The sequence below is a fragment of the Halioxenophilus sp. WMMB6 genome, from assembly GCF_033283405.1.
Taxonomy (GTDB): Bacteria; Pseudomonadota; Gammaproteobacteria; order Pseudomonadales; family Cellvibrionaceae; genus Halioxenophilus.
Genome location: NZ_JAWMQR010000007.1, coordinates 209,459 through 234,539, shown reverse-complemented (window position 1 = coordinate 234,539; position 25,081 = coordinate 209,459). Strand labels below are relative to the sequence as shown.

Sequence of the window (25,081 nt, the reverse complement as noted above, 5' to 3'; positions counted from 1 at the left end):
TGCCTTTGATGAAACCGGCGTTTTGGTAAACAATTTGTTGCAGAACTACCGGGTAGTGGTGAAGTCGTATAGATTTCCAGGCCGATAATTTGCTGTTGGAGTGTTGTTTCCGTGTCGGTAAAAGTTTTAAACCCTCTGCGCATAGCCCTCATCTGTAGCACTATTTGGGGGACAGCCAATCTCAGCGCGGCAGAGGCCCCCCCCGTAGAGAGCGACCCCGAGAATCCCGCAGAGAGCATTGCCGAATCCTTCCCCGAGTGCATAACCCGCCTGCAGGCCCAAGCCCGCCATGAAAACCTGCCAGAACCAATGATCGCCGTTCTCGGCCAGGTACAGCCCATCCCACGCACCATCGAACTCGATCGCAATCAGCCGGAGTTTGTACAGACCTTCGCCAACTACTTTAACCGGCGTGTGACCAACTACCGCATTAGCCAGGGTCGGGAGTTGTTGGCCGAGCACCGCGATTTTCTCAAGGGGTTAACCGAACGCTTCGGTGTGCCCGGCCAATACCTGGTCGCCTTCTGGGCCATGGAGAGCAACTTCGGCCGCAACATTGGCAAGATGCCGATTCTCAATACCCTGGCCACCCTGGCTTGCGACGAGCGACGCAGCGCCTTTTTTACTGGCGAACTGTTCAACGCCCTGCGTCTGATGGATCGCCACCAGGTGGCGGTGGATGATATGCAGGGCTCCTGGGCCGGCGCCATTGGCCAGACCCAGTTTATGCCCTCGGCCTACCTGAAATACGGTATCGACGGCGATGGTGACCAGCGCGTGGATCTCTGGCAGAGCCGGGCGGACGCCCTCACCTCCGCCGCCTACTACCTGCAGCAACTGGGCTGGCAGCGCGAGCTGCGCTGGGGGCGGGAGGTCAAACTGCCAGCCGAGTTCCCCTATCAGCTGGCCGGCCTCGATCGCCCACAAACCTTGGGCCAATGGCAGGCCCTGGGGGTTGTTAAGGCCGACAACAGCGCACTGGCCGGTGACGCCGAACAGACGCTCTCCGCCGCACTGTTGGTACCAGCCGGCCACAATGGCCCTAAATTTCTGGTGTACGACAACTTTGCGGTGATGATGCGCTGGAACCGCTCGGAGTATTACGCCCTCTCTGTGGGCGTCCTGGCCGACCGCATCAACGGCGCCGGCCACCTGCGCCAGCCACCACTCAACACCACACCATTGACTAAAGATCAGGTCATGGTGTTGCAACAGGCGCTCACCGAGCACGGCTTCGACCCGGGCGTTATCGATGGCCAGTTGGGCCCCCAAACCCGCCGCGCCATCCGCGATTACCAGGCCAGCCAGAGCCTGGTGGCCGATGGCTTCGCCGACCAGGAACTGTTGAAAACGGTACAACAAAGCCAGTAACCCGCCCCACCATTGCCGTTTACGGCACTCCTTTTTACTAGCCCGGCGGCAGTCAAAACCGGCCGGTCCCATTTCAGATCCCTTTAAGGTTAACGACGATAATTCAATAAAAGGGGTCGCCGACTAGGAAGTTGCCGACTCCTGCGCTTATACTAGCGCCATAATAATGATGTACTGGCTTATACAGACCGGACCAGTAAGCGCAAACAATCTGATTACGGCCAATCAAGCTACTGTGACTGCAACCAGTTGCTCCTCTGCTCCGACGAGCCGCCGCGACAACATTATTATCAACTAAAAATAATAGACAATTCGGATCCAACGCCTCGCGCGTCGAGAGGGATAATCAGTAGTCCAACCAATAATAATAAGCAGGAGACAATCTGTGCCTCGTATTTTGCAATCCCGTAATTTGCTCACAATCGCCATTGCCAGCACCACCCTGGGAGTTACCACCCCCACTTTTGCTCAAAGTGACAGCGAGCACATGCTCGTACTGGAGGAGATTATCGTCACGGCTCGCCGCAAAGACGAAAACCTTCAGGATGTGCCAATCACTGTTAACGCGGTATCGGAACAGGCGCTGTCCGACCTGAATATCCGTAAACTGGAAGATCTGCAGAGTGTTGTCGCCGGTTTAACACTGGCGGAAGACCCACTGGCGCCCAGTGCGTCTGTGCGTGGTGTGCGCTTCGATAGCTTTGCCAGCGGCTTTAACCCAACGGTTGAATTCTATTTAAATGATGCGCCGGCGGTTGCCACTATTGCCATGCAGGCCCTGTTTGATGTGCAACAGATTGAAGTGTTGCGCGGCCCCCAGGGCACCTTGCGCGGTCGCGCCTCGCCCTCCGGCTCGATCACCATCACCACCAAAAAGCCGGTGATGAATGAATTCAGCGGTTTTGTCGATGTTACCTCCATCAATGCCGACGGTTACAACACCAAAGCGGCCATCAATATTCCTCTGGTGGAAGATATGCTGGCCATCCGCCTGGCTGGCATTCTGGAAGAGAACGACAGCACAGAGGTAGAGAGCCTGACCAGCAGCGAGGAGGCCCGCTTTCGCAACAAAGGCTGGCGCTTCTCGGCCGGCTTTGAACCCACCGACTCACTCAGCTTTAATCTTTTCTACCAACAGCTGGAGCCAACACGCAACCTGCCCGTTCATGTTGAATCGGCGTCGATTGCCAATAGCAGCTTAGCGGTATCCGATCCGTTTATTCGCGCTGAAGATCGCAAAGCGATCTCCAATGACACCAACTATTCGGAGCAGGATCTACGCCGCACCGGTCTGGAGGCGAGTTGGCAGTTTAGTGACTTCTCGTTGAACTACGCCGGCTCTATTACCGAGCAGATTATTCTGCGCAACGATATTCAAGATCCAGGTGGCTACTTTGATACCACCTACGCGCAAGAGCTCCAATATTTTAGTCAGGATCTCAATGCCCAGGCCGATGCCGAAAGCCATGAAATTCGACTGCAGACCACCAACGGCCTATTCGATGGCAAGGTCGATTTTGTGGTAGGGGCGCTGCATCAGGTGACCGAGCCACACAACAAGCTTGGGAATCAAACACCGGTATTCTTCGGTACCGTTGCTTCTCCGGCCACATATATTCTTACTGCTAATACTCCAATCACCACCAGCAGCAAGTCCACCGAGCAGTCGATCTTCGGCAACATCTCTTACCACTTTAACGATGCCACCGAACTCTCTGTGGGTGGACGCTATATCGACTATGAGACTGAATCGGATGTTGTTGTCAGTGGCAATACTATTTCAGCCATCAACGACAGCACCACCACCAATATTGTGTCGCTGTCGTTGAAACACCAGTTTGCCGATAACCTTTTGGCTTACGGGAGTTACGGCACTTCCTGGCGGCCGGGCATTAATGTCGTGGGTGATTTTAGCTTTGCTCAAACAGAGCGCGAAGACTCGTTCCAAAATCTCGATGCCGAAGAGTCAGACTCCATTGAGTTTGGTATAAAATCGGAGTGGTTGGACAACCGATTGCGCGTCAACATTACGGTCTATCACCAGGAGTTTGATAACTATCCGTTCCGCAGTGGCGGCGAGGGGGTCTATTTTGTCAGCACCGAAGTTGACAATACTTCTGGCACTCCACAATTTATTGAGTCGGTTGACCAATTTAACTTCGTCGCGGCGGTGCCAGTTACCGTAAACGGTGTGGAGATTGAGAACTTTTATCGCTTTAGCGACAACTGGGATATGGGCTTACTGCTCAGCTACTCCAAAGGTGAACTCGACAACGGCACCATCCCCTGTAATGACTACCTGCCGGCCGATGGCCAACCCGACAGCAGTGGCGCCATCCCGTCAGTCAGCGATATTCGCTCTGCTACCGGTGGCGATAACATAGCCGCCTGTCGGGCTAAATTCCGGTCCGACTACACGCCCCTATGGACCGGTACATTGCAGTCGGAGTATACCTTTAACGTGGGTAGCATGGAGGCCTATGTACGTGGCATGGCGACCTTCTACGGCCCATCGCAGAATGATCCTAGCAACGCGGTAGATGATGTCGACGCCTACAACATGGTCAACCTCTATTTTGGTTTGAGAGACCCGAGTGGCAATTGGGAGGCGATGCTCTACGGCAAGAATATTTTCGAAACTGAAGAGACCTTATCGCGCGAAGCCAATCCAGCATCCGTTGGTTTTACCGGTGTTATTCTGTCGCCCTTCTCAGTCGAAGGTTATACCGCCATCTCTGATTACCGCGAGGTTAGCCTAACGCCACCACGGGAAATAGGTGTTAATCTGCAGTACCGCTTTTAACGAGTCCTCCTGGTTTTTGAAACTGGGTTCTTGAATCTGGTTTTCGAAGCAAGGATTTAAACGTTAAGGCATACGCAGGCAGCTTTGCTGCCTGCGTTATTTTTCCCCCACCAAAAAGTCTGCTTATGCTGCGCCCGGCAGCAATATTTTTCAGCCCGGAAAATTCAAAATAATTTGAAAGCCCAAGCCACTCTCCCTGGGCCCATACGCCATTTTAATGTTATGAATCTGGGCGATACGCTGAACAATAGAGAGCCCCAGCCCAACGCCCTCGCGTTGATTATCGGCCACGCGATAAAAACTCTCCGCCAACCGCTCAAACTGTTCTGGGGTGATTGCTTCGCAATCATTAGCCACCACCAATACTATTGCCGAACCACTGCGGCTTAACTGCACCTCGATAACACCCGGGCTCTGGCCATGCACCAGCGCATTACGCACAATATTGTGCAGCAGTATCTGCAGCCACTCACGCTGGCCCTGCACCTCGATTGCCGGTAGCGGTTCTGGTAATTTAAATTCCATGGCGCGGTCGAGCGCCATCACTCCCAAATCGGCGAGCACCTCCAGCAACAGTTGGTCGAGACGAACTGACTCCCTTTTAAATTCCTGATCCGGGCCAAGCCTGGCCAAGGTGAGCAGCTGGAGAATGGTCTCCGAGGCCCGCGCAACACGGCGCGCAATACGCTCCATCATTATCAAAACCTGGGGATCATCTATCTGCCGCTGACAGCGTTGCACCTCGGTCTTAATGGCCGCCAGCGGCGTTTGCAGTTCGTGCGCGGCATTGGCGGTAAAGCGGCTCTCGCTGGCCAGGGCCCGGCTCAACCGGGCCAGCAATTGGTTAAGTTCATCGACCACGGTTTTTATTTCCGCAGGCACACCCTCGGCATTGATCGGCTCCAAAGCCTGCGGCTTGCGTGCGGCGATATTACTAGCCAGCGCCCTAAGCGGATGCAGGCCACGGCCCAGGCTCCACAACAATATGCCGGTGGCGATGGGCAGAATAAAAAAGAGGGGGACGATCATCTGCCAGAGATTCAAAATCCCCATCTGCTCGGCGAGGGAGAGGTCCACGCCGACCGCGATATGGACATCTATTTTAGGGCTATAGCGGTAGAGCACACGCCAAGTAGTGCCATTGACGTTTACATCCTTGACACCCTCCTGGTCATAGCGTGGGAATCGCGGTGCCTCCTCGCCAACCAGAATTTGACGGGACGGGAACCATAGATTGGTAGCCTGGCCCCGCCCCTGGATACCAAAACCTCGGATGCGGCTGATACCCTCCTCCTCAGACAGGGTGGCAGTTTTACTATCAAAAAAATAGTCACCCACGGCCGGGTTACTCAACACCGTCGCTAAGGTGTGCTGCGCCACATCCATGTAGTTGTTGAGCTGACTGGCAATCTGTTTGTCGATTAATTTTTGCGAATAGAGGGTAGTGACCAGCACCGCAATAACCCAGGTTATTAGGGTCTGGCCCAGCAGGATAATGGTTAGGCGGCGGCGTAGAGAAATAGCCATTATTCGATACGGTAGCCCACACCGCGCATAGTTTGGATAAATTTATTGCCGAAACGTTTACGCAGGCGGGAGATATAAACTTCAATGGTGTTCGATTCAACCTCCTCCTGCCAGTTGCTGGAGCTTTCCAGCAGGCGCGACTTGGTCACGAATCGCCCCTTGTTACGCAACAGCATCTCTAGGATCGCCAGCTCTTTGGCAGTCAAATCGAGCACCGGCTCGCCTTTAAAAAATACCTGGTGCACGGCCGGGTCCATGGTCAACTCACCCGCTTTTAACGTCGGTTGTTTGCTGCTGTTGCGGCGCAACAGCGAGCGAACTCTCGCCATCAGCTCGTCGAAATCGAAGGGTTTGGTGAGATAGTCATCCGCACCGGCGTCAAGGCCGCTGACCCGGTCGCTCACCGCATCGGCCGCGGTCAACATCAATACCGGCAGGTCAATATTTTCGGCGCGCGCCTGGCGCAATATCTCCAGGCCGCTTTTACCGGGCAGGCGCTGATCCAACACCACCAGATCGTAGCTGCCGCTCTGCATGGCCGAGACCACCAGCTGACCATCCTGCAACCAATCAACGGAATAACCCTCCGCGGTAACGGCGTCGGTTAAGGATTCGCCCAATAGCAGATCGTCTTCAACAACGAGTAATCGCATGGCTCTCCGAATCTATTTTTTATGTTCAGCAGTGCAACCCAGTGTAGTGAAAAGCGCCCCCTGAAGCGACGGCAATTTACCGGCGAGACCCGCCCCAATCGCGCTATACCATCAACTCGGTGAGTGAACGATTGGTCTGCATAGACAGGGTTCCCCACTGCGCCACCGGCACCCCCATAATCTGTTGCAGCGTGAGCCCCACTCGGGTAATGGGTTCTGCGTTACCCCGCAGATGAAAACCGGTTCGCACGCGGCCGCCGGCGCTGCCGGCGATCATCATGGGAATCCCCTCCACCGCGTGCGCCTTGGCAATCGAGCAGTCCGAGTGAGCAAACACCAGGCAGTTATCAAGCAGTGTGCCGTCGCCTTCCGGGATCCGTGCCAGGCTGTCGAGAAAGTCCCGCCAGGCCAGCATGCTCTGCTCGGCGAACCAGGCCACCTGGCGTTGATAGCCAAGCTCGGCATCCACCGGCTCCTCGTGGGTGAGCGTATGGTGGGTGGAGGTGGTGCCCGGCCGCCGCAGATTGGAAGCGGTGTCGGAGAGCAGCATATTAAATACCCGCGTCTGATTGCACTGCAGTGCGGTGGCCAACAGATCGGACATCAAGCGGTGGGTGGCCAACACATTGGCCATGGTGGCGTCCTGGGTCGTCGGCTCCGGTGGTTGCGGTTTGGTGAAGTTCTCTACCGGTGCCGGCGGTTGCAGTTGTAAAGCCAGCTTCTGCTCCATCTCGCGAATGGAGGTAAAGTATTCATCCAATCGATGGCGATCTTCCGCCCCCACCTGAGTCAACAGCTTGCGGCGCTCCTCGCCAATGGCCGAGAGCACACTTTCGTGCACCATGTAGTTGGGGTCAGGCTTAAACCGGGCGCTGTTGGGATCCTGAAAACCCTCGCCAAACAGACGCTGGTAGAGTGCCACCGGCGAAGTTTCACTGGGGTTGGCGGCCCCGGCCGCGCGATAGGAGTAGGAGCGCTCAATGCCAGAGGTACTCACCTCAATGGAGCGAAAGCGGGTATCACCACCAATGACTTGGCCAATCAACACATCCAGGGTCGGCGCTTTTACCTCCTCATTGGGCACCGGCACCCCGGTACGCAGGCCCAAGCAGCCGGTAATGTGCGGTTTGTTGGGCACGCCATCGAGTTTTACATCAAAGCCGCTGAGAATCGCGAGCTGGTCGCGGTAGTGCGCCACCGGCGCCAAGTGGGCGGGAAATTCAAACTCGCTGCCGCTTTTTGCCGGCACCCACAACTCCGGAATAAAGCCACAGCCCCATATCCAGGTACCAAAGCGCGGTGGAATCCGCTGCCCGCTGTCGGCAAACGCTTTGCCACTGTCATCGAGAAAACAGTTGAGCGTGGGCAAGGCAACACCCACCGCGGCACCGCGCAAGGCACCGCGTAAAATGGAGCGTCGAGTATATTGTTTCATGACGAACCTCCTGTGGCTGGAGTCGGTAAATCGGATGCCATTGTCGCGGGCTCTGCCGATGGCTTAAGTGCAGTAGTCGGCGCGGCATTGGAGTCACTGCCTGTGGTTTTAATGGCGAAGAAATTGTCGCTCAAGGCGATGGTGCGCATCAGTTGATCGACGCGATAACCGCTCTTGGCAAACGCTGCGATTAAATAATCCATATAGTCCCGCTCCGCCCAGACTGTGTCGCGGCCAACGGCGTAATGGTAGAGATTTTCCGCTAAACAGCGGGGCGTCTCGCGATGGTTGTGCAGTGCTTGAGCTAAACCCGCGGCGTCGTCGTAGGGCAGCCCATCGAGGTCACCACCGGCATCAATAACCGCACCATTTTCCCGCCAGCGATAGGTACCCAAACCGTCAAACTGTTCCAAGCCAAGGCCAGGCGGATCCATAATTTTGTGGCAGCCGGCACAGGAGGGTTGCGTTCTGTGGGCCACGAGCCGATCGCGGGCGGTGGGCATGGCGGCGTTGTGGTCATCCTGCACCAGGGAGAAATTGACGTTGGCCGGTGGGTCCGGCACATCCTGACAGAGAAAAATTTCCCGTATCGCCTTGCCGCGCAAGGTGGGTGAAGAGCGACCCGGGTGGGCATGCAGCGCCAGAAAAGCGATATGACTTTGAATACCGGCCCTGACGCCGGTTTCGGGAAATTCGGTCAATTGCCAGCCATTGCGGGTGGCTACCGGTTGTCGATAGACAATACCCAGCGCACGGGTCAGATGCGTCTGTTTCAGGGTGAACAGATCGCGGTAGTCGCCCCGCTGATCCACCAACAGCCAGACAATATCACGCAGTGTCTGCTCCTGGGCATCGATGGCCACCTGCGAGCTGTAAGCCGGGTAGATATCGGCATCCTTACTGACATCGGCAAACCGATCAAACTGCAGCATATCGCTAAAAAAGGCGCGTACTGCACCTTCCAACTGCGGGCCGGCCAGCAGCCGGTCGACACTTTTCACAAGCCCCTGGCGACTATTTAATTCCCCTCCCGCCGCCGCTTCCAGGAGTTGTTGATCAGGGCCGGCATTGGTGAGAAAGAAGGCCAGGCGTTCCGCTTTGGAGTAGTCATCCAACTCCGTAATGGTTTTGGAATTATCTTTAACCCGCTCCAAGCGCAACAGAAACTCCGGCGAGCTCAGCAAGCCCACCAACGCAAACTTCAACCCCTGGTCAAAGTCGCCCAGCTGCTCGGCCCCCGACTGTGCAATCGTCAGCATTCTCTGACGCTGTGCCGCCGTTAATGGCCGACGAAATAACAGCTCGCCGTAGTGGCGAATAAATTGGTCAGCACAGTCGCTGTTGAAGCGACCATCCGCTAAAGCTGCGCAATCGAGATAGCGGTCACGATGGTCGGGCTGCATTACGTAGTCAGCAATGCTCAACGCGGCTCTGCTGTACTGCTCAATACTAAACGGCGATATACCCGCTTCACTGGTACCAATCGCCAACAACCCCTCAGCGCGAAAGCCGCGCTCAAAACGCGCCACAATTGGCGCATCGGGGCCAAAGATTTCAGCGATGGTGGCCCGGTATTGCGCTTCTGTCAGCCGCCGTAACAACAGTGGCCCACCCACCGGCGGCGGCTCCTGAGCACTAGTATTGGCTGGCTCACAGCCTGGCAAAACAGTCACCAAAAGCACTGTAAAAAGTGCCGCCAACAGTGCTCGCCATTGCGCTGCAGCACATTGAATAATTGGCTTAATAGTCATCGGCGGCACTCCCGTTTTCAACCAGCTCCTGATTCGCGCTGGTGGTTTTCGCATTGACAATAAACGCAGGGATGGCATCGAACTGGTACTGAGTGGAGATAGCGTTATAGCGCCCGGTGGTGTTGTCAAACTCACCATCCGCCAAGCGCCACAAGGCTTGGTAAGCACCCTGGCAGGTGTAGCCCAAGACAAACGCCGCACCATTAGCCGAATGCATGCGCAACGCCTCTGGCGCCAAGGTGCCACGGGGCTTTTCACCGCGCCGAAAACCAAACTGCAAATCGTAGAGCTCGGTTACCGGGGTGAAACCTGCCAGCACCCCGTGCAGCTCGCCCGTTTCAGTCAGGCGCGCCTCGATACGGGCGGCGTGCAAGGGTCTTTCGGTCAACATGCTGTTAACCACACTGTGAAAACGCACGTCGACCGGCTCTGTGGTCAACACGCCCTCACGAATTCGGCCACGGGTTTGTGCGATAAAGCGCGCATCCTGATCGTAGGCATAGGTGGCGTAGCCAAGCGGTTCCCGCTTGCCACTTAGCTGAATCGGGTCGGCATTGGCAAAAAAAGTGACCATTACCGAGTCGTCGTTATTGAGGTCATCGACCTCTGACAGCGCCAGTAAAATACCCCACGATCCCGACAGCATCTCTATGGAAAACCCGTTGGAGAGACCCGAGGGCTGATAGGAGCGGCTGCAGCCCACCGCACGCAGAAATTGATTATCAATGCCGGCCACACCCGCACCATTAGTGAAATCATCGGCACTGATCTCACCATCCAGGTCGATTCCCTCGGTGGTTACGGTGGTGCTCGCCAGGGTTTTAAAAAATGGGTCGGGTTCAGCCATTTCCGGGCTCATACAGACATTCTGCTCACCCTGGCCGGCGAGTTCTGCAGCCGCCTGTTGCAGGCGCTTACCGTAGTCCCCCTCCGACTCATTCTGTTGACGTTTTCCAGCCGCTGTTTGGGCGTAGATCTCAGCCAAATTGAGTGAGGTACCCTTCGGGCAGGCATCCTGTACATTCATCTCGGTGGCTAACGCAAATTTAAACTCGGAGAAGACAAAATCGATTTTTCCGTCTCGCCAAAACGGTGTTTCAAGCGCAGCGGCCGCAGAGTTTAGCGGCGCTAAAAGCGGGGCCGAGGCCAGTGCACAACAGGCCAGCGCACGCCGGCGATTGGTGTTGCAGAGTATGAGCGTGGTTATTTTCATACTTATAATTTTCGAGTCAGCGTTAACGCTGAGCACGAACCTCCTCTATAGTGACGGCGCCGGCGTTATGACCAAAACTGGTTCGTAGGTAGCTGGCAAGCTGGGCAATGTCTTCATCCGAGAGACGCTTGCCAAACATTTTCATATTGCTGCGCGCCACCGAAAATGGCCGTTCCGGCAGGTGTGGGCCGTATAAAATCACATTGATTAACGACGCGGCACTGGGCGCCTGGACGATCGGATTACCTACCAGGGCAACGCCCAATCCTTCAGCGCCCAAGCCGGTGGGCAGGTGGCAAGAGCCACAATGAACGGTGTAGACGATTTCGCCGGCGGCTGTAGTCTGAGCCGAGGGGACAACACGCTTGTCCTGTTGCTTGGCCGGCAGACTTTTTAAATAGACCGCCATGGCCTGCAGATCACCTTCGGACAGATAGCGGGTAGAGTGCATAACCACATCGCGCATGGGGCCGTGTACTACCGCCTTGTCACTGGCGCCAGTACGCAGATAATCGACAATATCCTGCTCCCGCCAACTCGCCAGGCCCGAGCTATCGGAGGTGAGGTTTACCGCCGACCACCAGCGATAACCACCCAGTAGCACCCGATCCTGATGCACACCACCGGTGAAGGCGAGCGAGGGCTTCTCCGCGCCCAGGAAATTGCGCGGCGTATGGCAGGCGCCACAATGGGCCACCCCCTCAACCAGGTAAGCGCCCCGGTTCCAATCTAACGAGCGACTGGTCATTGATTCATAAGTCGTTGCTCTGTGGAACAGCTTTTTCCAAAGAGCCAGCAAAGGGCGTTGATTGTAAGGAAACTTTAAATCGTTATTGCGCGCGGGTGCGGCAACCGGATCCAAACTCTGCAGGTAGAGGTAGAGTGATGCGATATCACTCTCCGAGAGCAGGGCAAAGTTCGTATAAGGAAAAGCGGGATAGAGATGCTCACCATCCGGCCGGAGGCCCACTTTCATCGATTGGAAAAAGTCAGCAAATGACCACTGCCCAATGCCAGTGGTCTTATCCGGTGTGATATTGGTGGAGTAGAGCACACCGAAATCAGTGCGAAAAGCGACACCGCCGGCGAAGGCACTCCCCTCCTCCGTGGTATGACAGGTTTGGCAATTACCCGCGCGGGCAAGATAGGCCCCCTTCTCGACCGTGGCCTGTCCCGGACCTGTAAGTGCCGTGTAGTAGTCGAGCGACTGCTTGGGACTGGCACCAGCAGAATGCAGCTGTACGGCAGCCAAAACTGCCAAAGAGACGAGCAACACCGCTACCACCAGGCCACTAAAACGGAGTACTACTTTTCTACTCATAACAGCCTTGCCCTCCAAGCACTGGGAAAGCAATCAAAAGCACCGCTTAAAAAAAACATTACCGAGATCAAACCTTTATTTTTTTATTTGTTTTTCGAATAACAAAATTGCAATTTGCTAGTCGCCCGCTGTAGGGAGTTTTCAGCTGAGCAGTAAAACATGAGCAGCTGAAACAGACCTGAAATGCTCAGCAACCTGTTCACCTTCAACTGCTAGTCTGCTTTCGACACAGTCGGTCATGGATCACTTCTAAGACGGGGCTGCATTTCGATATCGAAAGCAGTACGATGCCGGCCAAACGGATTGTGGCTTAGGCGAGGCTTTTGTCTCTTTGGATGACGGAGTTTTTGATACTTCGCGATCTATGCAGAGGGCGTTTAATCACCACTTAATTCTGTAGCTGCTCGCTCCAGTATTAACGCTCGCAACCACTGATTAGCAGGGTCGTTATCGGCGTTTTTGTGCCAATAGAGATTCCACATTAATGGCTCCATGGTAAAGGGCATCTTTTTAGTGTGCAGGGGTAGAGTCTCGGCCAGAGCCCGTGGCACCGTCCAGAGCAGATCACTGTCCGCCACCACTCTCGCCGCCACCAGATAATTCTGTATACGCAGCGCAATACGGCGCCGGTGGCCCAGGGCATTAAGAGCAATATCCATCTGGCCGCGACCGCTGCGGCGACTGGAAACATGCAGATGATCCTGGCTTAAGTACTCTTTCAGGGAGAACGTTTTCTTTTTCACCAAGGGGTGCTGCTTGCGCATGGCCACCACATAGTCGAGGCTGGCAATCGCTTCAAAGGCCAACTCCTTAGCATTCACCGCGGGAATATCGAGCAGCAGATCGATAGTCCCCTTTCTTAACTCCTCCGATGCCAATTGCCGGTTCAGGTAGTAGCAGGTGAGCGACATTTTCGGGGCAACACGGGCAATGGCCTGCTGCAGATGCGGCAACAACAGCGCCTCGCCCAAGTCGTTCATCCCCAGGTTAAAGGTCTTTTCGGAGCTGTGTGGTTCAAAGCGGGCGGTAGTGGAGAGCGAGCGGTCGAGCAGAGCCAAGGCCGCGCGCACATCGCCCACCAGGTTATCGGCCACCGGCGTGGGCGACATTCCCTGGGGCGTGCGCACAAACAGAGGGTCGTCCAGGGTCTGGCGCAATCTGGCCAGGGCGTTGCTCACCGCCGGCTGGGTGATATTCAGTGAGGCTGCCACACGGGTAATATTGCGCTCGCGATAGATCGCGTCAAACACCACAAACAGGTTGAGATCAATTTTATCAAGCCGCATGTATCACCCCGAACCAAAATTCACAATGTGAATAGTAGTAGATAACAATAATAAATTATATTGATTTTAATAGGATGCCTATAATTACCCACACTTGCTGATTGAGACGAGAATCAATGGCTGAAATTACACTGGTAAGACACGGCCAGGCCTCCTTTGGTGCCGACAACTACGACCAATTGAGCGCCCTTGGACGGCAACAGAGCCGCTGGCTGGGCGAGCATCTGCAGGCACTGGACTACCGCTTTGACCAGGTGGTGGTGGGCTCCCTGGAGCGCCACCGGGATACGGCCAACGAGATCGCGCCCGCACTCGCAGGCCAACATGAAATTCAGAGCGGACTCAACGAGTACTATTTCAGAAATTTACTGGCAGCCTTGCAGCAGCAATACCCACGCGAGTGGACCGACACCGGCATCCCCAAAAAAGATTATTACCACAATATTCGCCGGGCGCTGGGCTACTGGATAACCGGCGAAATTGAGAGCGACGGCTTTGATAGCTGGGAGCAATTTTGCAGCCGCATTCGTGAGGCCTGGCAAACCATACTCAGCTCACCCGCCAAACGCATTTTGGTGGTCAGCTCGGCCGGGCCAATCTCGGTTATTTTGGGTGAAACATTACAACTGAAACCCGAGCAGATGCTCGCCTTAACCCTGCAGATAAAAAACACCAGCGTCTGCAAAATTTTATTTAATCGCAGCGAGTCTAACCTCGACAGTTTTAACGATATTGCCCATTTACAACATCCGGACCGGCAAGCCTCAGTGAGTTTTTCCTAGGGCCTGTTGCCTTTGACATCAGCCCGCTACCGGAAGAGTACAAGCATCAATTTCCAGGAGAGAGTTTATGTTTCAACCCACACCTAAAGCCCAACAATTACTCGATCAGCTCAATGTTTTTTTTGATGAGCATATCTACCCCAACGAAGCTGAATACGCCCACCAACTACACAACGCCAGTAACCGCTTTGCTGTTATCCCATTAATGGATGAACTAAAAGCCAAAGCCAAAGCCGCCGGCCTGTGGAACCTGTTTATTACACCGCACCACGCTCAATTCTGTGACTTTGGTGGCCTCAGCAATGTTGATTACGCGCCCATAGCCGAGCTGATGGGGCGCGTACTCTGGTCACCCGAGGTGTTTAACTGCAACGCCCCCGACACCGGCAACATGGAGGTGTTAATGAATTTCGGCAATGCCGAACAGCAGCAACGCTGGTTGCAACCACTGCTGGACGGTGAGATTCGCTCCTCCTACGCCATGACCGAACCGCAGGTCGCCTCCAGCGATGCCACCAACATTGAGTTGTCGATTATAAATCACGGCGACCATTGGCTGCTGAATGGCCGCAAGTGGTTTATCACCGGCGCCATGAATGAGCGCACCCAGATTTTTATCGTCATGGGTAAGTCGGATCCAAATAACCCCAGCCGTCACCTGCAACAGACCCAGGTACTGGTACCCAAGGAAACACCCGGCCTGCAGTTGGTGCGGCCACTCACCACCTTAGGTTATGACGACGCCCCCATCGGCCACGCCGAACTCATTTTTGAAAATGTGCAGGTGCCTATTGAAAACGTACTGCTCGGCGAAGGCCGTGGCTTTGAAATTGCTCAAAGTCGCTTGGGCCCAGGCCGCATGCACCACTGCATGCGTTTAATTGGCGCCGGCCAACGGGCACTGGAGCTGGCCTGTCGCCGCGCCACCGAACGCACCACCTTTGGCCGGCCGCTCAGCAAACACCAATCTGTGCGCGAAGAGATCGCCAAGAGTTTTGCCGAGCTGGAGATGGCGCGACTGCTGGTACTAAAAACCTGCGCCCGGATGGATGAGGTGGGCGCCCAGGAATCCAAAGATTTAATCGCCGCGACTAAAAGCTCTGTGCCCCTAATGGTACAAACCATTATTGACCGCTGCATGCAGATACACGGCGCCGGTGGCTTAACCGAAGATTACTGCATGGCCGAAGCGTTCAATTACGCCCGCTGGTGTCGCCAGGCCGACGGTCCGGATCAGGTACACCAGATGGCACTGGGCAAACAGATAATTGAACGTTTCGCCGGCTAGGAGGCAGAGATGACCGATACCGGATACGACTTCGACTGTGCACAGCTGGCTAATTATTTGGAAGAGCACATAACCGGCTTTAAGGGGCCGGTAACCGCGACCAAATTTGCCGGCGGCCAATCCAACCCAACCTTTCTGCTAAAAACAGAACAGAGCAACTATGTGTTGCGGCGCAAACCGCCCGGTCAACTACTGCCCTCGGCCCACGCCGTGGATCGGGAATTTCGGGTGATGTCGGCGCTGGGCAACACCGAGGTGCCAGTGGCGAAAGCCTACCACCTGTGCAGCGATGAGAGCGTCATCGGCAGTATGTTTTATGTGATGGAATATATCGACGGCCGGGTGTTCTGGGACCCGGCCCTACCCGATTTAACCGACGCCGAGCGCACTCAGATTTACAGCGAAATGAACCGGGTTTTGGCGGCGCTGCACTCGGTAAACATTGCGGCGGTGGGGCTCGCCGACTATGGCAAACCAGGTAACTATTTCCAACGTCAGCTCGACCGCTGGAGCAAGCAATACCGGGCCTCCGAGACCGAAACCATTGCCGATATGGAAGCGCTGATGCCCTGGCTGCAGGCCAACCTGCCCGCCGATGACGGCAGGGTCAGTTTGGTACACGGCGATTTTCGCCTTGACAATATGATGTTCAGCAACGACCGCTTAGAGGTGCTCGCCCTGGTCGACTGGGAGCTCTCCACCCTCGGTCACCCCTATGCCGATCTCGCCTATCAGTGTATGCAGCTGCGCATGCCGCACATGGGCGTTATGCCCGGCCTCGGCGGCTTAAATCGTCAGGCCATGGGCATTCCCTCAGAGGGCGAATATGTTGCGCAGTATTGCCAGCGTATGGGCATTGCCGGCATTGACCACTGGAATTTTTATCTGGCCTTCAGTTTTTTCCGCTTTGCGGCTATTTTGCAGGGGGTGAAAAAGCGGGCGCTGGACGGCAACGCCTCCAGCGATAAAGCCCTGCAGATGGGCGCCATGGTGGCACCCCTGGCGGCCATGGCGAGTGAATTAATTTAGAGAGAAGACCCGTTAATTAGGCTAATAATTAACGGGATTAAAAAATAGCGCAGTAAAAAATTAACGCGGCAATAATTCTACAGTGATTGCACCAGATGGCCGCCATCCACCGGCAGTGCCACACCATTGACAAACGAACCGGCGTCGCTGGCCAGCAGTAACAGCGGACCATTCAACTCCGACAGATTTCCCAGCCGCTTGGGGGGGATGCCGGCAATATAGTTGGCCCCCTTTTCCGAGGCGAAAAAGTCGCTGTTCATCTCTGTTTCAAAATAGCCCGGGCAGAGCGCGTTAACTCGAATACCACTGCCAATCAGCTCCAGCGCCATATTTTTGGTTAACTGCACCACCGCCGCCTTAGACGTGCTGTAGAGGGATTCACCAAAGCCCGGCTGCAAACCCAGAATGGAAGCGATATTAACAATACTGCCCGGCTTGCCCGCGGCCACCAAGCGGCGGCTGCACTCCCGGGCCACCTCCCATACCGCTTTAAGATTGGTATTGATGACAAAATCCCAATCGGCATTTTCCGTTTTAACAAAGCGTTTGGAGGCGGCAACACCGGCATTATTCACCAACAGATCAACCACCCCACACTGCCCCTCAATCTGCTCGAAGGCGGTTTGAATGCTGTCACTGTCGGTCACATCCAAAGCCACTGCCAGAGCTTTACCACCGGCGCTCTCAATCGCGGCCACGGTGCCCTGCAGCCGCTCCACCCGGCGCGCAGCCAAAACGACGCTGGCACCATGCTCGGCCAACACTTTTGCAAAATGGCAACCCAGGCCACTAGAGGCGCCGGTCACCAGGGCGATACGGCCGGTTAAATCAAAACTGTCGCTCATTGCTCAGCCTCAATACTGTTATTTTTTTGTTACCCACAAAGCGATGGTGCGTTTGCAATTTTCCAACATTCGCTGCAGATCGATCTTCTCCGGATTGACCAACCACTGGTAGATGGCACCAAACACCAGGGAACAGTACAGCTCGCCATACTCCTCCGGCGAGAAGAGGCAGCTTACCTCGCCGCTACTCTCCGCTTCCTGCAGCCAATGTTTGGCCATATTGCGCTGAATGGTCTGCAACTCATCCAGCTTACGTGTGGTTTCCGATTCGTGATCGATGGAGTCGTAGTGCAGCTTGTACATCGCGCGCAGATGGTCCGGGTGACTTAGCACAAAATTTTGTAACGCCTGCACCGCCGCCGAAGCCCGCTCAATGCCGCGCGCATTTTTTACCGTCTGCTCCAGCTCAACGCGCCAAAGATTATTTAAGTGTTCGATCAGCTCTTTAAAAAAAACATCTTTTGTGCCGTAGCGATACGCCGCCAGGCCACGGCTGTAGCCGGCCATAACCCCAATATCGGTGAGTGTGGTTTTGCTCGGCCCCCGCTCGACAATCAACTTAACCGCCACTTCAAACATCTGTCGGTCTGACTGCGCGGAACGCTCTGCCTGGGTAAGGCGAACCTTTTTGGTGGGTTGGGCACTGCTCATTATGATTGGCTCCCGTTTAGCGGCCGTTGCCACCAGCGGATAAATTTCTCAGTTAAAACAAAGAATTATAGGAATATAAGCGGTTCTATTGTGACCTTGAACCCGGCTATTGTCATCCAATCCAGAAAATAAATCAAACATACATGCTTGCAGTAAGCAAGTTTGTTGGTTTACGATTGCCCCACTTGCAGCCAGGTCGGTGGGCAGACAGCCATCCGCAATGGCAAATAACAACAATGAAAATTCCGGTCGATGGAGCTCCATCCATGCAACGAACAGTTTTTGAGGCTGAGCAGGAACCGGGCCGGGTTACTGTTAAAAAAGTTTTTGCCGGCAGAAGCCCGCACCCGATTTCGACGATTAAGGCAGGCATCGTGGCACTAACAGGGGGTTGTCGACCGGGAGTTTTTGATAACGGCGTGGATAACGATTTTGTATCTGGCCGCAAGCGCATCTGCCAACCACCGTCGACTCATTGGCTCAGCCAAACTTTATTGCACGCGCGTAGTGGGCGGCAGGTAGTGTGCAGCAGTCGCAACTGCACGGTGGTGCCTACAACGATAAGTACATGATCTGTCGTCGCTACGCCGACTCCCGCAACTCGCGCATTCATGTACTGCTCACATCGTTGCCGGCAGCAACAAAATTAGGCGTGAAATTATCTCGCGCAGTGTGGGCTTGAACTCCCGCCATTAAGCACTCTCTTTTTTGCAACTCTATTTCATATAGCAGAACGAGGTTAACCATGGATATCGCAGGAAAAGTCGCAGTAGTCACCGGCGGCGCATCGGGTTTGGGGCACGCCACTGTCGAACGTTTTGTCGCCGACGGCGCCAAGGTCGCCATTTTTGATTTAAATGAAAAAATGGGCCTGGAGTTGGTCGAGCAGCTCGGCGAGCAGGCGATCTACCTGAACGTTAATGTTGCCGACGAGAGCTCGGTACAAAATGCACTGGATGCTGTTGTCGATAAATGGGGGGCACTGCATGTCTGCTGCAACTACGCCGGTATTGGCGTGGCCATAAAAACCTACTCCAGCAAAGGGCCGCACCCGCTGGCGGACTACAACAAAGTACTCAACGTTAATTTAATCGGCACCTTTAACGTCAGCCGCCTGGCCGCAGAAAAAATGGCCGCCGGCGAACCCTACAACGACGACGGCGCCCGCGGTGTCATTATCAATACCGCCTCGGTGGCCGCCTATGAAGGTCAAATTAGTCAGGTGGCCTACTCCGCCAGTAAAGGTGGTGTGGTGGGCATGACCGTACCCATGGCCCGCGAGTTGGCCAGCTTCGGCATTCGGGTGAACACCATTGTGCCCGGTTTAATTCACACCCCCATGTTCGAAAGCCTCGACGAAAAAGTCTACAAGGCGCTGGAAGCGACCGTGGTTTTTCCACACCGCTTGGGTCGCGCCGAAGAGATCGCCAAACTGGCCGCCTTCCTGGTGGACAACGACTACATGAACGGTGAATGCATCCGCTTGGATGGCGCCATCCGCATGCAACCCCGCTAACAATAAACAAGCCAAGAGCACAGGTGTCTTATGGGGCCACTACACGGCTTAAAAATCGTTGAACTGGAGGGGCTGGGGCCAGCCCCTTTCTGCGGCATGTTATTGGCCGATATGGGCGCGGAGGTTATCTCCATTACCCGTAAATCCTCGGCCGCCGAGCGAGCAACCAAAATCAGCGAGCGCGGCAAATTATCGATCGCGCTCAATTTAAAATCGGCCGAAGGGGTCGCAGCGGTTTTAAAACTGATTGCGTCCGCCGACGCTTTAATTGAGGGCTTTCGCCCCGGTGTCGCCGAGCGCCTGGGCCTGGGCCCAGACGTCTGCCTGGCCCGCAACCCAAAATTAGTTTATGGCCGCATGACCGGCTGGGGGCAGACCGGGCCGCTGGCCCACACCGCCGGCCACGATATTAATTACATCGCACTCAGTAGTGCCCTGAACGCCATTGGTCGCGCCGGCGAAAAGCCGGTACCGCCGTTAAATCTGGTAGCCGACTTTGGTGGTGGCAGCCTCTTTTTGGCGCTGGGAGTAGTGAGCGCAATTTATGAGGCGAGCCGTTCCGGCAAGGGGCAGGTAATCGATGCCGCCATGGTGGAAGGCGCAGCCCTATTGATGCAGATGGCCTACGGCTTTTTGGCGGAAGGGGCCTGGCAGGATCAACGCGGAGTCAATGGCCTTGATGGCGGTACCCATTACTACGACACCTACGAAACAGCTGATGGTAAGTATGTCGCTTTAGGGGCCATTGAGCCCCAGTTTTATCAATTGTTTCTGGAAAAGGCGGGGCTCGACAAAGCCGTTTTCAGCGAACAGAACGATCCGCGTCAGTGGCCGATTTTAAAGGAGCAGATCGCGGAAGTGATGCGCACCAAAACCCGTGCCGAGTGGTGTGAAATTATGGAGGGCAGTGATGCCTGTTTTGCGCCGGTACTCTCCATGCGGGAAGCCCCAGAGCACCCCCACAATAAAGCACGTGGCAGTTTCGTCACACTCGAAAACGTATTGCAGCCTTCGCCGGCGCCGCGTTTCAGCCGCACCCCGTCCAAAATTCAACACACGCCTCACAAGGCCGGGAGTGACACCATTAAGGTACTCACCGACATCGGCTACAGCGCCAGTGAGATAGAACAGCTGCAACAGCAGGGAGTGATTAGCTGATGACCGATTATCAAACCCTGGTTGTTGATCAGGATGAAGCCGTTGGCCGTATCCAACTGAATCGACCAAAATCGCTGAATGCCTTTAACAGCCAAATGCGCAAAGAGCTGCTGCTGGCACTCACCGCCATGGCCAAGGACGACACTATCCGCGCTGTAATATTAAGCTCGACCTCGGCCGCTTTTTCAGCCGGTGCCGATCTGGCGGAAGGTGCGCCCAGCAACATGACGGTAGAGCAGCAGGTGATGGGTGAATACCTGCCGATACTCAATCAAATCGCCGATATGGAAAAGCCCGTGATCGCCGCCGTACCCGGTGTTATGGCGGGCGTTGGTGCCTCTATTGCCATGCAGTGCGACCTAATGGTAATGGCCGAATCCGCCACCTTGGGCGTGGCCTTTTCCAACATCAGTTTAATTCCCGATGGCGGCGCCTGTTGGCAATTGTTGCATAAACTGGGCTACCAACGCGCCTATCAATTAATCGCCGAAGGGGGCCGTCTGGATGCAGCACAGTGCCTGACATTCGGGATTGCCAATCAAGTGGTGCCCGTCGAAGAGGTTAACGCCGCGGCCACCAGTTGGGCCGCCAAACTTGCCAGCCGGGCACCCATCGCCCTACGCGAAGCCAAAAAAGTTTTGCGGCAAACCGCCAACCTCTCTTTTGTCGAGACGGTGGCACTGGAAGCCAAGGTCCAAAACTATTGCGCCGCCACCGACGATGCCAGAGAAGCCGTGCTTGCCTTTCTTGAGAAACGGGCGCCGGTGTTTACCGGCCGCTAACCAACCCCTGCCCTCAACCTGAGAGAAAACTCATGAGCGAAGCCACAAAAACTAGTGCCGCAGAAGAGTTACTAATCAGCGTCACCGACAGCGTGATGACACTGACCATCAACCGGCCGCAGGCCAAAAATGCCATTAACCAAAGTGTCGCCCAGGCCATCGCCGATGCCATCGATGAGCTGGACAGCCGCAGCGATATTCGCGTCGCCATTTTAACCAGCGCCGGCGGTTGCTTCTGTTCGGGTATGGATTTAAAAGCCTTCGTCGCCGGCGAAAAGCCGGTGATACCCGGGCACGGCTTTGCCGGCATCGTCGAGGCGCCACCCCAAAAACCGATTATCGCGGCCATTGAAAGTTTTGCCCTGGCCGGCGGCTGTGAAATCGCCGCCGCCTGCGACCTGATTGTCTCGGCCAATAATGCCCGCTTTGGTATTCCTGAAACCAAACGTGGCCTGGTTGCCGCCGGTGGTGGCCTGATGCGCTTCCCTCGCCAGATCCCACGGCGCATCGCCATGGAGATGGCACTCACCGGTGATCTTATCTCGGCCGAACGCGCCTACGAGCTCGGTTTTATCAACCGCCTGGTAGCCCCCGGCGAGGCCTTAAACGCCGCCCTTGAATTGGCCGCCGTGATTGCCGCCAATGGGCCAATGGCGGTCGCCACCAGCAAGCGCATTATGAACGAGTCGCAAGACTGGAGCACCGAGGAGATGTTCGCCAAACAGGCGCTCTTGGCAGAGCCCATTTTTGATTCCGCCGATGCCCTGGAAGGGGCAAAGGCGTTCGCCGAAAAGCGGGCGCCAGTGTGGCAGGGACGGTAATTAATCAAATTTAATCACCGACATTTTTATTCGGTATTTTTAATCAGCTATCCGGATTAAATGCGCGCTACACGGATGCACTACCACTGGCAGCGCCAATGCGAGTCACGCACAACCAGCAATTTTTACAATTGCGCCCGCTTGTGCGTGGCAACAATTTTCCGGGACAGGAGCCCTGCGTACTGAGTTTAGTTGTGCGTGTGGTGCAGGGATGCACCACCATTGGCAGCGCCAATGCGAGTCACGCACAACCAGCAATTTTTACAATTGCGCCCGCTTGTGCGGGGCGACAATTTTCCGGGGCAGAAGCCCTGGGTACTGAGTTTAGTTGTGCGTGTGGTGCAGGGATGCACCACCATTGGCAGCGCCAATGCGAGTCACACACAACCAGCAATTTTTACAATTGCACCCGCTTGTGCGTGGCGACAATTTTCCGGGGCAGGAGCCCTGGGCACTGAGTTTAGTTGTGCGTGTGGTGCAGGGATGCACCACCATTGGCAGCGCCAATGCGAGTCACGCACAACCAGCAATTTTTACAATTGCGTCCGCTTGTGCGTGGCGACAATTTTCCGGGGCAGGAGCCCCGGAAAATTCATAAACAGAGGAAAATAGTATGAACGAAGTCTGGATCATCGACGCCTGTCGCACACCGCGCGGCATTGGTAAACGCGGCAAGGGTGCCCTCTCCGCTTGTCACCCCCACCATCTGGGCAGTGCGGTGTTGAAGGCGCTGGCCGAGCGCAACAGTATTAACACCGCCGATGTCGACGATGTGATTTGGGGCACCAGCTCCCAGCGCGGCGAACAGAGTGCCTGTTTGGGCCGCATGTCGACCCTGGGGGCCGGCTATGATGTACGCTCCAGCGCGGTAACCATCGACCGCTTTTGTGGCTCCGGCATTAGCACGGTGAGCATGGCAGCGAGCTCTATTGCCTCTGGAATGGAGGATTTGGTCATTGCTGGTGGTACCGAGATGATGTCCAATTACGGCCACGCCGGTAACAACCCAGCCCTGTTTATGGATAACGGTAATTTGCAACTGCGCGCGCTGCACCCGCAACCCCACCAGGGTATTTGTGCCGATATGATTGCCACCCTGGATGGCATAGAAAGGCACGCTCTGGATGAACTGGCGGTGGTTAGCCAGCAACGCGCCGCCAACGCCATTGCCAACGGCCATTTCGATAAGAGTTTAATTCCGGTCTACCACCCGGATGGCTTCTTGGCGTTGGCGGAAGAGGAGTTTCCACGGCCTCACACCACCGTAGAGGGGCTCTCGCAACTGGCCCCCGCTTTCGCCGAAGCCATCGATATGCCATTGGACGAAGCGGGCACCACCTATCGTCAAATTGTGGAGCAGAAATACCCCGATTTAAAAATTAATCACGTACACCACGCCGGCAACTCCTCAGGTGTGGTGGATGGTGCCGCAGCACTGCTGCTCTGTTCACCGGCCTATGGCAAACAACAGGGTTGGAAACCCCGGGCACGGGTGGTGGCCATGACTAACATGGGCGACTGCCCAACCTTAATGTTGAACGCGCCGGTACCGGCCGCGAAAAAAGTATTGGCCAAAGCCGGTTTATCACTGGCCGACATCGACCTGTTTGAAATTAACGAAGCCTTCGCTGTGGTCGCCGAGAAATTTATTCGCGAGCTCGATTTGGACCGCGAAAAAGTCAACGTCAACGGCGGCGCTATGGCCTTGGGCCATCCCATTGGTGCCACCGGTTCGATTTTAATCGGCACCCTGCTGGATGAATTGGAACGACGCGACCTACAGCGCGGCCTGGTCACCATGTGTGCCGCCGGCGGTATGGCTCCCGCCATTATTATTGAACGTCTGTAACTGGAAAAGAGTGAGCGCTATGAAAACACGTATTACCGAGATGCTGGGTATTCGCTACCCGATTATTCAAGGTGGCATGCAGTGGGTTGGGCGGGCGGAACTGGCTTCGGCAGTATCCAATGCCGGAGGTCTTGGAATTCTCACAGCGCTCACGCAACCGACACCGGAAGATCTGGCCAAAGAAATTCGTCGCTGCCGGGAGCTCACCGATCAACCCTTTGGCATCAACCTAACCATTCTGCCCACCATCAAGCCGGTGCCCTACGCCGAGTATGCTCAAGCGGCAATTGAGGGCGGCGTAAAAGTGGTGGAGACCGCCGGCCGCAATCCCGAGGAATTTATTCCGTTGTTTAAACAAAACAACGTGCGGGTAATTCACAAATGCACCTCCGTTCGCCACGCACTTAAAGCCGAAGCGATTGGCTGTGACGCGGTCAGCGTTGATGGTTTTGAGTGCGCCGGCCACCCCGGCGAAGACGACGTCACCAACCTGATTTTATTGCCCGCCGCTGCCGCCAAATTGAAAATCCCGATGATCGCCTCTGGCGGCATCGGCACCGGCCAGCAACTGGCCGCTGCCCTGGCTTTGGGGGCGGAAGGGGTCAACATGGGCACCCGCTTTGTTGCCACCCAAGAGGCACCAGTGCACCACAATGTTAAGCAGGCGATGGTGGAGGCCGACGAACGCCAAACCACACTTATTTTCCGCACACTGCGCAACACCGCCCGGGTATTCAATAACTCCATTGCCGGGCAGGTGGTCGCCATTGAAGGCAAACCCGGTGACACCGACTTTGCCGATCTCCAGCCGCTGGTGGCCGGCGTGCGCGGCCGCGAGCAGGTGCTGGAGCAAGGTGATGTCCAGGGCGGTATATGGACTGCCGGCCAGGTGATCGGCCTGATCAACGATATCCCCAGCTGTGCCGAGCTGTTGCAACGCATGGTGGCAGAAGCAAAAGAGATATTACAGTCGCGCATGCTACCCATGTTTGACGATTAA

Annotated in this window: 21 protein-coding genes; 12 read left to right on the top strand and 9 right to left on the bottom strand. The window is 55.5% G+C overall.

Translation table 11 applies throughout. The annotated features are described in order from the left end of the window. Nucleotides 1-111: 111 nt before the first annotated feature. Nucleotides 112-1,371, top strand: a complete 1,260-nt coding sequence (locus tag SBL51_RS16935; RefSeq protein ID WP_317932279.1) for a lytic murein transglycosylase — start codon at nucleotides 112-114, stop codon at nucleotides 1,369-1,371. Between the two features lie 385 nt (nucleotides 1,372-1,756). Beyond that, a complete protein-coding gene (locus SBL51_RS16930) occupies nucleotides 1,757-4,174 on the top strand; it encodes a TonB-dependent receptor (protein WP_317932278.1) in 2,418 nt (805 codons plus the stop codon). A gap of 150 nt (nucleotides 4,175-4,324) precedes the next feature. Here SBL51_RS16930 and SBL51_RS16925 read toward each other — a convergent pair whose 3' ends face one another. From SBL51_RS16925 to SBL51_RS16895, 7 genes are all read right to left on the bottom strand, one after another. Beyond that, nucleotides 4,325-5,701: an ATP-binding protein gene (locus tag SBL51_RS16925; protein WP_317932277.1), complete on the bottom strand. Its 1,377-nt coding sequence runs from the start codon at nucleotides 5,699-5,701 to the stop codon at nucleotides 4,325-4,327. After that, nucleotides 5,701-6,354, bottom strand: coding sequence for a response regulator transcription factor (locus tag SBL51_RS16920; protein WP_317932276.1), 654 nt, complete (start codon nucleotides 6,352-6,354; stop codon nucleotides 5,701-5,703). The genes SBL51_RS16925 and SBL51_RS16920 overlap by 1 nt, the downstream gene beginning before the upstream one ends. Before the next feature lie 103 nt (nucleotides 6,355-6,457). After that, a complete protein-coding gene (locus SBL51_RS16915; protein ID WP_317932275.1) occupies nucleotides 6,458-7,789 on the bottom strand; it encodes a DUF1552 domain-containing protein in 1,332 nt (443 codons plus the stop codon). After that, on the bottom strand, nucleotides 7,786-9,540 hold the full coding sequence (locus SBL51_RS16910; protein ID WP_317932274.1) for a DUF1588 domain-containing protein: 1,755 nt from the start codon (nucleotides 9,538-9,540) through the stop codon (nucleotides 7,786-7,788). The genes SBL51_RS16915 and SBL51_RS16910 overlap by 4 nt, the downstream gene beginning before the upstream one ends. Then, a complete protein-coding gene (locus SBL51_RS16905) occupies nucleotides 9,530-10,753 on the bottom strand; it encodes a hypothetical protein (protein WP_317932273.1) in 1,224 nt (407 codons plus the stop codon). The genes SBL51_RS16910 and SBL51_RS16905 overlap by 11 nt, the downstream gene beginning before the upstream one ends. A 22-nt stretch (nucleotides 10,754-10,775) precedes the next feature. Then, nucleotides 10,776-12,074 (bottom strand): cytochrome c, encoded by a 1,299-nt coding sequence (locus SBL51_RS16900; RefSeq protein WP_317932272.1) that lies wholly within the window; start codon nucleotides 12,072-12,074, stop codon nucleotides 10,776-10,778. Between the two features lie 377 nt (nucleotides 12,075-12,451). Then, entirely contained in the window at nucleotides 12,452-13,360 is a 909-nt protein-coding gene (locus SBL51_RS16895; RefSeq protein ID WP_317932271.1) for a LysR family transcriptional regulator, read from the bottom strand. 116 nt (nucleotides 13,361-13,476) lie between these two features. On the opposite strand from SBL51_RS16895, the gene SBL51_RS16890 reads away from it, so the two are divergent. The 3 genes from SBL51_RS16890 to SBL51_RS16880 all read left to right on the top strand — a co-directional run bounded on the left by SBL51_RS16890 (nucleotide 13,477) and on the right by SBL51_RS16880 (nucleotide 16,459). After that, entirely contained in the window at nucleotides 13,477-14,142 is a 666-nt protein-coding gene (locus SBL51_RS16890; RefSeq protein WP_317932270.1) for a histidine phosphatase family protein, read from the top strand. Nucleotides 14,143-14,209: 67 nt separating this feature from the next. Next, on the top strand, nucleotides 14,210-15,430 hold the full coding sequence (locus tag SBL51_RS16885) for an acyl-CoA dehydrogenase family protein (protein ID WP_317932269.1): 1,221 nt from the start codon (nucleotides 14,210-14,212) through the stop codon (nucleotides 15,428-15,430). A gap of 9 nt (nucleotides 15,431-15,439) precedes the next feature. Beyond that, on the top strand, nucleotides 15,440-16,459 hold the full coding sequence (locus SBL51_RS16880; RefSeq protein WP_317932268.1) for a phosphotransferase: 1,020 nt from the start codon (nucleotides 15,440-15,442) through the stop codon (nucleotides 16,457-16,459). Between the two features lie 77 nt (nucleotides 16,460-16,536). Here SBL51_RS16880 and SBL51_RS16875 read toward each other — a convergent pair whose 3' ends face one another. Further along, nucleotides 16,537-17,304 carry an SDR family NAD(P)-dependent oxidoreductase gene (locus SBL51_RS16875; protein ID WP_317932267.1) on the bottom strand — a complete coding sequence of 256 codons (768 nt, stop codon included), beginning with the start codon at nucleotides 17,302-17,304 and terminating at the stop codon, nucleotides 16,537-16,539. A gap of 18 nt (nucleotides 17,305-17,322) precedes the next feature. Beyond that, nucleotides 17,323-17,955, bottom strand: coding sequence for a TetR/AcrR family transcriptional regulator (locus SBL51_RS16870; RefSeq protein WP_317932266.1), 633 nt, complete (start codon nucleotides 17,953-17,955; stop codon nucleotides 17,323-17,325). Between the two features lie 523 nt (nucleotides 17,956-18,478). Between SBL51_RS16870 and SBL51_RS16865 the strand changes: the two genes are divergently transcribed. The 7 genes from SBL51_RS16865 to SBL51_RS16835 all read left to right on the top strand — a co-directional run bounded on the left by SBL51_RS16865 (nucleotide 18,479) and on the right by SBL51_RS16835 (nucleotide 25,081). Beyond that, a complete protein-coding gene (locus SBL51_RS16865; RefSeq protein ID WP_317932265.1) occupies nucleotides 18,479-18,637 on the top strand; it encodes a hypothetical protein in 159 nt (52 codons plus the stop codon). A 63-nt stretch (nucleotides 18,638-18,700) separates the two neighbouring features. Continuing rightward, nucleotides 18,701-19,471, top strand: coding sequence for a 3-hydroxyacyl-CoA dehydrogenase (locus tag SBL51_RS16860; RefSeq protein ID WP_317932264.1), 771 nt, complete (start codon nucleotides 18,701-18,703; stop codon nucleotides 19,469-19,471). Nucleotides 19,472-19,501: 30 nt separating this feature from the next. Next, complete coding sequence (locus SBL51_RS16855) at nucleotides 19,502-20,629, top strand: CaiB/BaiF CoA-transferase family protein (RefSeq protein WP_317932263.1); 1,128 nt, start codon at nucleotides 19,502-19,504, stop codon at nucleotides 20,627-20,629. After that, nucleotides 20,629-21,411 (top strand): enoyl-CoA hydratase/isomerase family protein, encoded by a 783-nt coding sequence (locus SBL51_RS16850; protein ID WP_317932261.1) that lies wholly within the window; start codon nucleotides 20,629-20,631, stop codon nucleotides 21,409-21,411. The genes SBL51_RS16855 and SBL51_RS16850 overlap by 1 nt, the downstream gene beginning before the upstream one ends. Before the next feature lie 32 nt (nucleotides 21,412-21,443). Beyond that, on the top strand, nucleotides 21,444-22,232 hold the full coding sequence (locus SBL51_RS16845) for a crotonase/enoyl-CoA hydratase family protein (protein WP_317932260.1): 789 nt from the start codon (nucleotides 21,444-21,446) through the stop codon (nucleotides 22,230-22,232). 613 nt (nucleotides 22,233-22,845) lie between these two features. Beyond that, entirely contained in the window at nucleotides 22,846-24,081 is a 1,236-nt protein-coding gene (locus tag SBL51_RS16840) for an acetyl-CoA C-acetyltransferase (RefSeq protein WP_317932259.1), read from the top strand. A 19-nt stretch (nucleotides 24,082-24,100) separates the two neighbouring features. Next, nucleotides 24,101-25,081, top strand: coding sequence for a nitronate monooxygenase family protein (locus SBL51_RS16835; protein ID WP_317932258.1), 981 nt, complete (start codon nucleotides 24,101-24,103; stop codon nucleotides 25,079-25,081).

Excerpts from the sequence above, each read along its gene's own strand:
- SBL51_RS16925 (WP_317932277.1), bottom strand. The coding sequence starts at position 5,701 with ATGGCTATTTCTCTACGCCGCCGCCTAACCATTATCCTGCTGGGCCAG.
- SBL51_RS16920 (WP_317932276.1), bottom strand. The coding sequence starts at position 6,354 with ATGCGATTACTCGTTGTTGAAGACGATCTGCTATTGGGCGAATCCTTA.
- SBL51_RS16915 (WP_317932275.1), bottom strand. The coding sequence starts at position 7,789 with ATGAAACAATATACTCGACGCTCCATTTTACGCGGTGCCTTGCGCGGT.
- SBL51_RS16910 (WP_317932274.1), bottom strand. The coding sequence starts at position 9,540 with ATGACTATTAAGCCAATTATTCAATGTGCTGCAGCGCAATGGCGAGCA.
- SBL51_RS16905 (WP_317932273.1), bottom strand. The coding sequence starts at position 10,753 with ATGAAAATAACCACGCTCATACTCTGCAACACCAATCGCCGGCGTGCG.
- SBL51_RS16900 (WP_317932272.1), bottom strand. The coding sequence starts at position 12,074 with ATGAGTAGAAAAGTAGTACTCCGTTTTAGTGGCCTGGTGGTAGCGGTG.
- SBL51_RS16895 (WP_317932271.1), bottom strand. The coding sequence starts at position 13,360 with ATGCGGCTTGATAAAATTGATCTCAACCTGTTTGTGGTGTTTGACGCG.
- SBL51_RS16890 (WP_317932270.1), top strand. The coding sequence starts at position 13,477 with ATGGCTGAAATTACACTGGTAAGACACGGCCAGGCCTCCTTTGGTGCC.
- SBL51_RS16885 (WP_317932269.1), top strand. The coding sequence starts at position 14,210 with ATGTTTCAACCCACACCTAAAGCCCAACAATTACTCGATCAGCTCAAT.
- SBL51_RS16880 (WP_317932268.1), top strand. The coding sequence starts at position 15,440 with ATGACCGATACCGGATACGACTTCGACTGTGCACAGCTGGCTAATTAT.
- SBL51_RS16875 (WP_317932267.1), bottom strand. The coding sequence starts at position 17,304 with ATGAGCGACAGTTTTGATTTAACCGGCCGTATCGCCCTGGTGACCGGC.
- SBL51_RS16870 (WP_317932266.1), bottom strand. The coding sequence starts at position 17,955 with ATGAGCAGTGCCCAACCCACCAAAAAGGTTCGCCTTACCCAGGCAGAG.
- SBL51_RS16860 (WP_317932264.1), top strand. The coding sequence starts at position 18,701 with ATGGATATCGCAGGAAAAGTCGCAGTAGTCACCGGCGGCGCATCGGGT.
- SBL51_RS16855 (WP_317932263.1), top strand. The coding sequence starts at position 19,502 with ATGGGGCCACTACACGGCTTAAAAATCGTTGAACTGGAGGGGCTGGGG.
- SBL51_RS16850 (WP_317932261.1), top strand. The coding sequence starts at position 20,629 with ATGACCGATTATCAAACCCTGGTTGTTGATCAGGATGAAGCCGTTGGC.
- SBL51_RS16845 (WP_317932260.1), top strand. The coding sequence starts at position 21,444 with ATGAGCGAAGCCACAAAAACTAGTGCCGCAGAAGAGTTACTAATCAGC.
- SBL51_RS16840 (WP_317932259.1), top strand. The coding sequence starts at position 22,846 with ATGAACGAAGTCTGGATCATCGACGCCTGTCGCACACCGCGCGGCATT.
- SBL51_RS16835 (WP_317932258.1), top strand. The coding sequence starts at position 24,101 with ATGAAAACACGTATTACCGAGATGCTGGGTATTCGCTACCCGATTATT.